The following is an 11,708-nucleotide window of genomic DNA, read 5'->3' as shown; positions in this document are numbered from 1 at the left end:
TGTGATGGCAACCACACGGTAAGAGCGTCCGAGAAGGAGCGTCAACCCCGGCTAAACACCGTTTTCACGCCCATGGAGGGCTTCGGCGCGGCAGATTCGGGTTCTGCAAAATGCCCTTTGAACAGCGGTTTTGCGCGATCTGTCAACGCAGTGATGCTGTGCCGCCGCCCGTGCAGGCGCAGCTATGCGCGTTGGGTATAAGTCCATGCTATTTCGGACGTGGACCGGTATCCCCAGCTCGCCGTACCGTGAGGATCGTGGGAACTCACGCCGTGTTGCAGGTCGGACCGTTGAAGCCGTCGCTGGAGCGCACGCTTGCCGAGGACTACGCGGCTGCGGTGCTGCCTGATTCGGCCGCCGAGCGCGCCGACTTTCTGACCCGCCGCGGTGCGGAGTTCACGGCCGCCGTGACCTCGGGGCGCACGGGGGTGGACGCTGACCTGATGATTGCGCTGCCGAATCTGGGCGCGGTGATCAACTTCGGCGTCGGCTACGACACCACGGATGTCGCGGCCGCTGAGACTCGGGGCGTCGGGGTGAGCAATACCCCCGACGTCCTGACAGACTGCGTGGCCGACACCGCCGTCGGGCTGATGATCGACACCCTGCGGCAGTTCTCGGCCTCCGATCGCTACGTCCGGGCCGGCCGCTGGCCGGTGGACGGCAACTACCCCTTGACCCGGCAGGTCAGCAACACCCGGGTGGGCATCATCGGCCTGGGTCGCATCGGTAAAGCAATCGCACTGCGGCTCAGTGCCTTTGGCTGCCGTATCAGCTACCACAACCGCCACGCGATCGCGGACTCGCCGTACCTCTACGAGGCATCGCCGCTGGATCTCGCATCGAACGTGGACGTACTTGTCGTCGCCGCGGCCGGCGGTGAAGGCACGCGCGGGCTGGTGAGCCGCGAGGTCATCGAGGAGCTCGGACCTCGTGGCTATCTGATCAACATCGCCCGCGGCAGCGTCGTCGACCAGGATGCACTGGTCGACGCCCTGTTGAACGGCAAGCTCGCCGGTGCGGGCCTCGACGTGTTCGCCGACGAGCCGAAGGTGCCCGAGGAGCTGTTCGCCCTGAATAATGTCGTGCTTCTACCCCATGTGGCGAGCGGTACCGAGCAGACCCGGGCCGCGATGGAGGCGTTGACACTGCGCAACCTCGACAGCTTCCTCGCGACGGGAAAGCTCGTCACGCCGGTCTAGGTGCGCGGCGGGATCTCCACGGTGCCACCGGCCACGTCGATCGCGACCTTGCCGCGCAGCGCGTAAGCGCGCCTGTTCTCCAGGACTTCGTGAGCATCGCCCACCCGGGCGAGCGGAAGGGTCGCGCCGATCACCGGCTTCACAAGGCCACGCTCGACCAGGGTGGTGAGGGCGTCCAGTTTTCCTCGGTTCTGTCGTGTGAACACAAAATGATAGGCGGCGTTGCGGCCCCACGCCTCGATGAGATTCTGCGGCTGTGCAATGTCGACGATGCTGACGACGCGTCCGCCGTCGCTGAGTATCAGCGGGCTTCGCGTGAGTGTGTCGCCTCCGATGGTGTCGAAGACGACGTCGACCCCTTTGCCGCGGGTCACCTCCGCGACGGTGTCGACGTAGTCCGTCGAGGCGTAGTCGATCACCACGTCCGCGCCGAGTGAGCGCACGAAATCATGATCCCCGGCTCTCGCAGTGGTGATCACCTGGGCGCCCAATGCTTTGGCGACCTGGACTGCGATCGTGCCGACGCCGCCCGCGCCGCCATGGATAAGGATCGACTCGCCGACGGTGAGCTGAGCTCGTGTCACAAGGGACTCCCAGACCGTTCCGCCGACAAGGGTCAGGCTCGCCGCCTCCAGGTGGCTGAGATTCTCGGGCTTTCGGCCGACCAGGTCAACGTCGGCGACGTGCTGCTCGGCGTAAGAGCCCGGGCCGCCGAAGATCTGAGGCGTGTAATACACGGCGTCGCCTGCGCGGAACTCGGTCACATGAAATCCGACCTCCTCGACCACACCCGAGATGTCGTGCCCGATGATCGCAGGCAGCGGCACAAGATCGGCGTAGTCGCCGCGACGAATCTGATAGTCGAGTGGGTTGATGGCGGTGGCGTGGATGCGCACCCGAACCTGGCGTGGCCCAACGTGCGGCACCGAGACGTCGGCCAGCTCGAACGCATCAGTCCCGCCGAATCGGTTGAGCACAACGGCTTTCATCGAATCAGTCATTAGGGTTCCTCGTTGTCGTGGTCGCTTGTCGCTCAGTGCGATCCGGGGTCGGTCAGAATCTCGACCATGGCTGGGCCAGGGTGGTCGAGCGCTTCTCGCAGTGCGGTCGCGAGGTCGGCACGATCGCTGACACGCTTGCCGAAGGCGCCGCAGTCACGGGCCAGTGCCGAGAAGTCGGGATTCAGCAGCGACGTCTGCCAGACCGCGTACTCGGCGCTGCGCTGTTCTTCACTGATCTTGGCGAGTTCGCCGTTGTTCAGCAGGATGTGAGTGATGTTCATGCCGTACTTCACCGCGGTGGTGACTTCGGCGAGATACTGGCCGAACCCGCCGTCACCGGTGACGGCGATGACGGGACGGTCCGGCACCGCCGCCCACGCTCCCAGTGCAGCCGGGAACCCGAAGCCGATCGAACCGAGATAGCCCGACATGAGGACTGACTGTGACGTCGGTTCGAAGTACCGCCCGAATGAGTAGGCGTGATTCCCCACATCCACTGTGATGACGGCGTTCTCGGGCGCGAGCTCGTTCAGTTCGTGGAAGACGGCTGCGGCGGACACCCGCCCGCTGCCCGGGTCTGCGGCGGCGCGGCGAGCCTTTTCCGTGCGCCACACCGCCCAGCGTTCGGCGATCTCGGGGCGCTGGTCGACGATCGCTGGGTGGAGGCGCAGTCCCTCTGTCATCGCGTGGGCAGTGACGCCCGCGTCGCCGAGTACCGGCACCGTCACCGGCCGAAACCGTCCGAGCATCAAGGGATCCGTGTCCACCTGCACGGTGGGCGTGAAAGGGGAGATGCCGCTGTGGTTCGAGAACGACGCGCCGAACACCAGCAGGAGGTCGGCCTTGTTCATCATCCAGGAGGCGACGGGCGTTCCGGAGCGGCCCAGCACGCCGCAGGCCAGTGGATGCCTGTCGGAGATCTGCCCCTTGGCCTTGAATGTGGTCAGAATCGGGGCATTCAACCGCTCGGCGAGCGAAGTTATCTGTGCCATGTCGGCTTTGGCGCCGGCGCCCACCACGATGACCGGCCGAGTTGCGACAGCAATCCGGGCGCGCGCGTCTCGGAGCGCCTGGGCGGGCGGGGCGACGCGGAGGTCGGGCATCCGCCCGGCAGGGCCGGAGCCGGGTTGTGGCGGTGCCGCGAGCACCTGCACCTCGTCGGGCAGCACGAGGTGTCCGACTCCGCGAGCGAGCACGGCGTGCTTGATCGCCATCGCCATCAATTCGGCATGGTCGGATCCTGAGCGGACCATGGCCGAAAAGGTTGAGACGTCCGCGAACGCGGCGAGCAGGTCGATGTCCTGGAAGGCGCCCTTGCCGGCGACGGATGAGTCCACGTTGCCCGAGAGGGCCAGCACCGGTGCACGATCTGCCTTCGCGTCGTAAAGACCCGTCAGCAGGTTCGTCGAACCTGGGCCCGCGATGCCGAAGCACGCAGCGGGTTTGCCGGTGAGCTTGCCGTACGCCGATGCTGCGAAGGCCGCCGCACCCTCGTGGCGGATACCGAAATAGCGGAGCTTGCCCTCGGTCTCGGCGCGGTGCATCGCCTCTGCCAGGCCGAGATTGGAATGCCCGACCATCCCGAAGACCGTGTCGACTCCCCAATCGATCATCGTCTCGATCAACACATCGCTGACCGTACGGACGGGTGATGCAGGTGGTGGCGTGCCGACGTAGACACCGTCCGCGCGGACCTCGACAGGGTATGTCGTGACGTCGAAATCGGGTCCGCCTGCGGCTTGACCCGTGAATGGGTCGAAATCGTAGCCGTGCCAGGGGCACCGTATCTTGCCGTTCTCGAGAGTGCCCTGTCCCAGCGGCCCGCCTTGATGGGGGCAGCGGTTGTCAATGGCGCCGAATTCGCCGCCCAGCTTGGTCAGTGCTACGGACTTCAGGCCGACGGGGCATACCATGACCTCGCCCTCGTCGAGCGAGTCCGGATCGATCACCCTGTGCCACTGTGTTTCTCGCTGATTGGCAGTCACAACGGCACCACTCCTGCGTAGGGGACCCCGCTGAGATGGGCGAAGTCGCGGTCGAAGGTGACGAGGTCGTCGAGGTTGAAGTCGGCGAGTCGCCGGTGTCCACACGCCCTGGCCAGGACTGTCATGAGCTCGACGGTGGAGTGCAGGAAGCGTTGCAGGCGCAGGGCGGCCAGATCCACGGGCAGCCGGTCGCGTAGGTGGGGCTTCTGAGTGGCGATCCCTACCGGACAGGCGTTGGTGTTGCACGCGCGCATGCCCACGCATCCGATTGCCTGCAGCGCCGAGTTGGACAAGCCGATGGCGTCTGCGCCCAGCGCGAGCGCCTTGACCATGTCCGCCGCGGTGCGGATCCCGCCGGTGACAGCCAGGGTGACGTGGTCGACCCCGGACGCGGTCAGGTGCCGTCGCGCTCTGGCGAGGGCTGGGATCGTCGGCACGGAGATGTTGTCGCGGAACAGGGTTGGTGCAGCTCCTGTTCCGCCGCCGCGGCCGTCGAGGATGAGATAGTCGACACCGACTTCCAGAGCCGCGTCGATATCGCGTTCGATCTGTTGCGCGCTCATTTTGAAGCCCACCGGGATTCCTCCGGACACCGCCCGGACCTCCGCGGCGAAATCACGGAACTGATCCAGCGAGGTCCAATCGGGAAACCGGGCTGGGGAGATGGCGGCGGAACCCGCCGACAGACCGCGCACTGTAGCGATCTTCCCGGTCACCTTGCTTCCTGGTAAATGACCGCCGGTGCCGGTCTTGGCGCCCTGACCGCCCTTGAAGTGAAACGCCTGCACCTTCTGCAGATGCTCGAAACTCCATCCGAAGCGGGCCGAGGCGAGCTCGTAAAGATACCGCGAATTGTGCTGTTGCTCTTCGGGAAGCATGCCGCCTTCGCCTGAACATATGCCGGTGCCGGCCATCCGGGCCCCCGCAGAGAGGGCGACCTTGGCCTCCTCGGAGAGCGCACCGAAGCTCATATCGCTGACGAACAGTGGGATATCCAACACCAGCGGACGTTTGGCTGCCGGACCGATCACGGTCTCCGTGGCAACCGGTTCGTCCTCAAGCAGCGGTAGCTGTGCCAGTTGACCGGTCACCAGTTGAATCGACTCCCACTTCGGCAGCTGATCTCTGGGCACGCCCATGGCCGCCATCGGCCCGTGGTGGCCGACCCTGTCCAGGCCGTGCGCGGCCAGCTCGTGGATCTGCGTGACGAACGGCTCTTCGGGTGTATCGGCCGGCGTGATCCAGCGGCCCTGATAGCCGTCATCCTCGTGTGTCGACGGATGGGCGCGCTTGAACTCCGTCACCGACGATTCGTCAACGTAGACAACCCCGTCCGACACCCAGGTCGGGAACTTGGCGAGTGCCACCGCCGGGTTCACCGGCGACACGCCCGTCGCGATGTCATAGCGCCATCCGTGTACGCCACATACGACGAGGGGCCCCTCGACACGTCCGTCACCCATCAGAGCCCCTCGGTGCGGGCACCGTCCGTTTAGGGCATGCACGTCCCCGCCTCGGCGGATGAGGATCAGGTCCACCCCACCGGCAGTGACGGCATGCGGTCGGTCGGAGACCAGGTCATCGAATGAGGCCACCCGGATCTTCTCGGTCACCGCGACGAGGCTTTGTGCGTCCAACGATCGGGATTGCTCTCAAGGGCGTGTCGATCCCAGTTCATCAGGTCGGCTGCGGCACTGTAGGTGAACTCGAGGAAGCGCATCACCGTCGCGTCCGGGTCCTTCGCTTGGCGGGCCGTCTCATATGGCAACAGGTACTGCCGCAGACCGGCGTCGTAGAAAGCGCCATCGGGAATGCCTGCGGCGTCGGCAAACCCGGCCGGTTCCGGATAGGCGTAGGAGTAGAACGCTCCTTCGGCGGCGCCGCCCGGCCAGAACCCGCAACTGCTCAGTTCGTGCGAGTACCCCTCCTCCATCACCCAGTCACCGCAGTTCGGTACACCACCGGGGTGCCGGGGTGCGCCACGACCCGAGAACCGGGTGCATGCGAGGTCGAAGGAACCCCAGAAGAAGTGCACGGGACTGACCTTGCCGATGAAATGGCTACGAAACCGGCCGATTACCCGGTCGGCTTGGATCAGTTGTCGCCAGAATGCATTCGCTGCGGCGGGGTCGTAACCGGTGTGGGTGTCCTCGGCGAACGGAATCGCGGGGTGTACTTCGTTGGGCCCCGCAGAGATTCGTGCGGGTATGCCGAGACCGCCGAGGGTGTCAAGCACCGCGTGGTAGAAGCCGGCCACCGACAAGTCATGCAGATCGATGCCTGCCGTGCGTCCGTCACTCACCCGCATTTTGAGCGCATGGTCGACGAAGTCGAACTCCATGTCGAACGCCCCTGTCCCGACGGGGATCGTCGACGTCGTCAATCCTCGCGGCGACACGTAGAGCGGAACTTGCCACCAATGATTGAGCAGCGGCGCGTGTTCCATTCGCACCTTGCCGACGATCTGGCTCCACATGTGCAGCGACCTTCGCGTGGGTTCCCAGTCATCGACGAGTAGAGTCGGCCAACCCTCACCGGCCCGGCTGTCGGTCATTCGAACCTACCTTTCGTTGTGGTGGTGGAGCTATCCTGCTTCTTGTTCTCGGGCGTACCCGCGGTCGGTGGCCAGATCAGCCAGCAGGTTGCGCAGCCGGGACCGCCCGCGGTGGATGCGTGACATGACGGTTCCGATTGGTATGCACATGATCTCGCTGATCTCCTTATAGGTGAGGCCTGCCACATCGGCGTAGTACACCGTCATCCGGAACTCGACGGACAATGCGGCCAAAGCGTTCCTGACTCCGTCGTCGGGCAACCACTCCAACGCCTGCGCCTCGGCTGAGCGCAGGAGTCTGGGCGAGCGCCGGGCATCCGGTGGCAGCTGCCAGTCGAAGTTCATGGGAACAGGCAGCTCTGCGGGCCTGCGAATCCGCCTGCGGTAACCACTGATGTGAGCATTGGCCTGGATGCGAAACAGCCACCCTTTCAGATTTGTCCCTTGCTGGAAGGTTCGAAAGTTCTTGTATGCCAGCACCATGGTTTCCTGCACCAGATCCTCAGCATCGGCGCGCTGCGCGGTGATGCGAACGGCCCCACCGAGAAGCGTGTTCAGAAGGGGTGTGACGTCCCGCACGAAGCGCGCCGCCAATTCGGCCTCGGTCTCGTCTGATACCGCGCCGAGGTGACCCGTGGTGTCCTGTGGCTGAGCGCTTCCGACGCTGATCATGGCGTCCTCCTAAGGCTCTTCGGTGAGTACGAGCAACGGTTCTCCGCTGGCAGCTGCGAGGCGGTTCTGCAAGGTGACGACGGCCGGCATCGGTCGCAAATGCATCACCAGCGAGGCGACCTTGCCCTCGGCGTTGATGCCGATCAGGTCCATGCCGTCGAGCTCTGTGCTGCCGATCGTGATGTTCGTCGCGACGGCGAAGCATCCGTCCCCGGCGATGACGTGCGCGACTACGTAGACGTCGAGGACATCGAGGATCTGAGACACGGCCTCAGCCACCTGTTCGCGGCCGACGACAGGCTCCATGTCGATCGGGCTCTCAAGGATCACGTACTCGGCGAATCGAGCTGCTGCGCGTACGCCGTCGCGTGCTGCCAGAGCCGTCAAGAACGCCGATAGGCCTGCTGGAATCTCCTCCACAGTTGTTGGCTTTCCGTTGGTTTCCGCGCTCACCGACGGTGCACGTTTGAGCGAGTCGGCGGAACGGTCTCGTTCCGTGCCCTCACATTGCCAGCGTCGAGGCGACCTTCGCGTCGGTGAAAGTCACCTACCTAGTCACCGTCGTGGGTGACCGCGTGGGCAAAAGGCCTTTCCGTCAGCGCACTCCGCCGAACACGATCGCGAGGACGCCGTCGATGTATTCCGGTTCGAGTGGCATCGCATGGATCAGCCGGTACTCGACGACCCCGTACAGCAGGTCGCGCATCGTCTGCCAATCGGCATCGGCGCGCATCTCGCCGCGCTTCTGCGCCAGAGTGACCCGGGCGCCGAAGTCCTCGATGTTGGGTTTGATGATTCGATCGAAGAGATGGCGCAGAAGTTCGGCATCGGACTGGCCGGCAGCAATCAGACACCGATACGCCGGTCCGAATCCGGTGGTGTTGATCAATTCGACGATCGCTGTCAGCTGGGTCCGGATGTCGGCGACGATGTCACCGGTGTCGGCGAGAGTGACCACCGTGCTGAGGCTTTCGGTTGCAGCTTCCAGTATCACGGCGCCTTTGGACGGCCACCAGCGGTAAATCGTCTGCTTGGACACCCCTGCCCGCCTGGCGATCGCCTCGATCGAGATCTTGTCGTACCCGAGCTCGCCGATCATCGAGAAGGACGCGTCAAGGATTGCGCGTCGCGATTGCTCGTTGCGGTTGGCAGGCATTCCGTAACCGTAGGCGACGACACCCGCTCATCGATGCAATACGGTCCGGTCCGTATTGACGTCGAGTGGACCGTCTCGTATCGTTTCGAGGGTCGGCGCGGCGCCACCGGCAGAGCGCCAAAGTCAGTGATCAGCACTGATGGCGTCGCCTCGGAGGAGGACACCAGCCCGTGACCGCCGAAGTCGTCGAACTGAGAGACGCACCGTCCACCCGACAAATTCTTTGCGGGCTCGGCGTGTCTGAACGCCGGAGGTCCTAGGGTGACTGTTGTGGAGCAGCCCCCCGCGCAGGCGGAGGAGGGATCGGCCCGAGCCCGGGCTCAGCAAAGCGGTCTGCTGGGTCGAGGCGCAGAGCGTGAAGCGATCGACCGAGTACTGGCCGATGCGGCCGCGGGGCGCAGCGGGGTGCTCGTGGTGCGCGGGGAAGCGGGCATCGGGAAATCTGCACTGCTGCAGTACGCCCGCGACACCGCACTTGCGTCGGGGATCCGGGTGGAATCGTCTGTCGGTGTGGAAGCTGAAACGCAGTTCGCGTTCGCCGGCTTGCACCAGCTCTGCGCGTCGCTGCTCGACCGCACCGAGACCCTGCCTGAACCACAGCGAGCCGCACTCGACGTCGCGCTGGGCCACCGGGCCGGAGCCGCGCCGGATCGGTTCCTGGTCGGGTTGGCCGTCCTCAACCTCCTCGCCGAGGAGGGGCCGATACTGTGCCTCGTCGACGACGCTCAGTGGCTGGATCTGGCTTCCGCGCAAGTGCTTTCGTTTGTCGCGCGGCGGGTGGGGGCCGAACGGCTGGTGCTGATGTTCGCGGTGCGAGACACCGGCGACAGCACCGGTGACCCGCTGGCAGGATTGCCCGAGTTGCGTCTGGAAGGGCTTGAGGAGGCGGACGCTCGGGCGTTGTTGCACACAGCTGTGAGCGCCCCACTCGATGAAGGGGTTCGCGACCGTATCGTCGCCGAAGCGCGCGGTAATCCGTTGGCGCTGCTCGAACTTCCCAGCAGCCTGCAGTTGGCTGGTGGCTTCGGACTTCCCGACGCCGTGAGCGTCCCGCGCCGAATCGAGGACAACTTTGCGCGGCGCTCGAACAGTCTGCCGTCGCATACGCGGCAGCTGTTGTTGGTGGCAGCTTCCGAGCCGACCGGCGACGCGACGCTCCTGTGGCGCGCAGCCGATCATATGGGGATCGACCGCGAAGCGGCCGCGCCTGCAGAAACCGCAGGGCTGCTTGAGATCGACACCCGAGTCCGGTTCCGCCATCCGTTGGTGCGCTCGGCGGTATACCGTGCCGCCACGGCACCGGAGCACCGTCACGCCCACGCCGTCCTGGCTGCCGCGACCGACCCGCACACCGACCCGGACCGCCGAGCGTGGCATCGCGCGCAGTCGGTGTTGGGCACCGACGAAGACGCCGCCGCGGACCTGGAACGGTCAGCCGACCGCGCGCTGTCCCGCGGTGGTTTCTGCGCCGCGGCCGCGTTTCTCCGGCGAGCCACCGATCTGACCCCGGATCCAGCACGCCGGGCCAGACGTGCGTTGGAGGCCGCCTATTCCGAGCACTGTGCCGGTGCGCCCGAAGCAGCCCTGGCGCTGCTCGACGGTCTGGATGCCGAAAAACTGGACCCGTTGCAACGCGCCCGCCTGGAACTGCTCCGCGCTCGAATCACTTTTCACCTCACCCAGGGCAGCGAGGTGCCGGGGATGCTCTTGGGCGCCGCTCGGATGTTGGCTCCCCTGGACTCTTCGCTGGCTCGTGAGACTTACCTGCAGGCCTTCGACGCGGCCACCATCACCGGGAGCGCGGGTGTCGACCCTGGTCTGCCGGAGATCGCCGAAGCTGTCGGTGCCGCACCAGCGCCGACTGGAGAACCGGGCCCGGCGGATTTGCTGCTCAGCGGGTTGGTGGCTGCGCACACCCATGGATTCGAAGCCGGTGCGCCCGTCCTCAGGCGAGCTCTTCAGGCGTTCCGCAAGCACGCGTTCCCGATCGAGACCCCCCGAGCCGGCGACACCGGGGACTGGCTGTGGTTGGCGACACGGACCGCTATCGGACTGTTCGAGGATGAACTGACCATCGAGCTGGCCGACCGCTACGTGCGGTTCGCGCGCGAAGCCGGCGCCCTGGCCACGCTACCGGCTGCTCTGCTTGTCTCGGCATGTGCGCGGGTCTACACCGGCGAGCTCGCGCTCGCCACCGAGTTGGCGGACGAGGCGGCGGCGATTTCACAGGTTTCGGGTGCTGTGCCAATGAGTTTCGCGCACACGTACCTGGGCGCTTGGCGCGGCATTGAGTCGGAGGCCGCCGATCGGTATGACATCCGTGACGGCGAGCCGAGAGAACGCATGCGGGGGATCGAAGCCACGGTGTCTCTGTGTGCGATGGCTGTGCTCGACAACGGCCGCGGTAATTATCCGGCAGCACAAAAAGCCGCTTCCCAAGCATGTGAAACCTACGAGCCGGCGATCAGGTGGCAGGCGCTGCACGAGCTCGTCGAGGCGGCCACCCGTGCCGGTGATACGGAATCCGCCTCTCGCGCGATGGACGAGCTCGGCATGAGAGCGAACGCCAGCGGCACCGAATGGGCGCTCGGTGTTGCTGCGCGCTCCCGAGCGCTGACCAGCGCCGGTGTGCAAGCAGAAGAGCTCTATCGGGAAGCGATCGAGCGGCTGCAGAACTGCCGGATGAACGCCTTTCTCGCCCGCACCCACCTCGTCTTCGGGGAATGGCTACGCCGCGAAAGCCGCCGTAGCGAGGCGCGCGACGAGCTGCGTACCGCTCATGCCCTTCTGTCCGGGATGGGTGCAGAGCCGTTCGCCGCCCGCGCCGCCCGCGAGCTACGCGCCACTGGTGAACGCGCACGCAAACGGACCTCCCAACCCAGCGACGCGCTCACTGCCCAAGAGCTGACCATCGCGCGACTCGTGGCGACCGGGGCCACCTCCCGTGAAGTCGGTGAACAGCTCTTCTTGAGTCCGCGCACAATAGAAGCGCACCTGCGGAACATCTTCCGGAAACTGGGCATCACCTCCCGCAGACAACTCCGTGAGCTGAAACTGCCCTGAGCGCCGCATTTGGTCGGCGGTACTGGTCGAGCCCGAGCCGCGGTGGAGGCGCTGAAAGTGCGCAACCTCGGCAGC

9 protein-coding genes are annotated in these 11,708 nt (G+C 65.6%); 2 read left to right on the top strand and 7 right to left on the bottom strand.

Annotated elements, in window-relative coordinates; translation table 11 throughout:
- Positions 1-257: 257 nt before the first annotated feature.
- Positions 258-1,202, top strand: a complete 945-nt coding sequence (locus AWC12_RS08195; protein WP_024447750.1) for a 2-hydroxyacid dehydrogenase — start codon at positions 258-260, stop codon at positions 1,200-1,202.
- On the opposite strand, the gene AWC12_RS08190 is transcribed toward AWC12_RS08195, so the two are convergent.
- From AWC12_RS08190 to AWC12_RS08160, 7 genes are all read right to left on the bottom strand, one after another.
- A complete protein-coding gene (locus tag AWC12_RS08190) occupies positions 1,199-2,203 on the bottom strand; it encodes a zinc-dependent alcohol dehydrogenase family protein (RefSeq protein WP_085173517.1) in 1,005 nt (334 codons plus the stop codon). The genes AWC12_RS08195 and AWC12_RS08190 overlap by 4 nt on opposite strands.
- Before the next feature lie 32 nt (positions 2,204-2,235).
- Positions 2,236-4,152 (bottom strand): thiamine pyrophosphate-dependent enzyme, encoded by a 1,917-nt coding sequence (locus AWC12_RS08185; RefSeq protein ID WP_234813889.1) that lies wholly within the window; start codon positions 4,150-4,152, stop codon positions 2,236-2,238.
- 32 nt (positions 4,153-4,184) lie between these two features.
- Entirely contained in the window at positions 4,185-5,801 is a 1,617-nt protein-coding gene (locus AWC12_RS08180) for a glutamate synthase-related protein (protein WP_110808595.1), read from the bottom strand.
- Complete coding sequence (locus AWC12_RS08175; RefSeq protein WP_024447746.1) at positions 5,798-6,742, bottom strand: DUF5996 family protein; 945 nt, start codon at positions 6,740-6,742, stop codon at positions 5,798-5,800. The genes AWC12_RS08180 and AWC12_RS08175 overlap by 4 nt, the downstream gene beginning before the upstream one ends.
- 30 nt (positions 6,743-6,772) lie before the next feature.
- A complete protein-coding gene (locus AWC12_RS08170; RefSeq protein WP_085173513.1) occupies positions 6,773-7,414 on the bottom strand; it encodes a sigma-70 family RNA polymerase sigma factor in 642 nt (213 codons plus the stop codon).
- Positions 7,415-7,423: 9 nt separating this feature from the next.
- Positions 7,424-7,867 carry a nuclear transport factor 2 family protein gene (locus AWC12_RS08165; protein ID WP_133057319.1) on the bottom strand — a complete coding sequence of 148 codons (444 nt, stop codon included), beginning with the start codon at positions 7,865-7,867 and terminating at the stop codon, positions 7,424-7,426.
- Between the two features lie 142 nt (positions 7,868-8,009).
- Positions 8,010-8,570 carry a TetR/AcrR family transcriptional regulator gene (locus tag AWC12_RS08160; protein ID WP_085173511.1) on the bottom strand — a complete coding sequence of 187 codons (561 nt, stop codon included), beginning with the start codon at positions 8,568-8,570 and terminating at the stop codon, positions 8,010-8,012.
- A gap of 333 nt (positions 8,571-8,903) precedes the next feature.
- Between AWC12_RS08160 and AWC12_RS08155 the strand changes: the two genes are divergently transcribed.
- A complete protein-coding gene (locus AWC12_RS08155; protein WP_207576404.1) occupies positions 8,904-11,633 on the top strand; it encodes an ATP-binding protein in 2,730 nt (909 codons plus the stop codon).
- Positions 11,634-11,708 lie beyond the last annotated feature (75 nt).

The sequence above is a fragment of the Mycolicibacterium iranicum genome (assembly GCF_002101705.1).
Taxonomy (GTDB): Bacteria; Actinomycetota; Actinomycetes; order Mycobacteriales; family Mycobacteriaceae; genus Mycobacterium; species Mycobacterium iranicum.
The sequence above is the reverse complement of the archived record's forward strand: the minus strand, read 5'-3'. Positions and strand labels throughout refer to the sequence as shown.

Bases quoted from the DNA above. Each gene is read 5' to 3' on its own strand.
- AWC12_RS08190 (WP_085173517.1), bottom strand. From the start codon at position 2,203: ATGACTGATTCGATGAAAGCCGTTGTGCTCAACCGATTCGGCGGGACT.
- AWC12_RS08175 (WP_024447746.1), bottom strand. From the start codon at position 6,742: ATGACCGACAGCCGGGCCGGTGAGGGTTGGCCGACTCTACTCGTCGAT.
- AWC12_RS08170 (WP_085173513.1), bottom strand. From the start codon at position 7,414: ATGATCAGCGTCGGAAGCGCTCAGCCACAGGACACCACGGGTCACCTC.
- AWC12_RS08160 (WP_085173511.1), bottom strand. From the start codon at position 8,570: ATGCCTGCCAACCGCAACGAGCAATCGCGACGCGCAATCCTTGACGCG.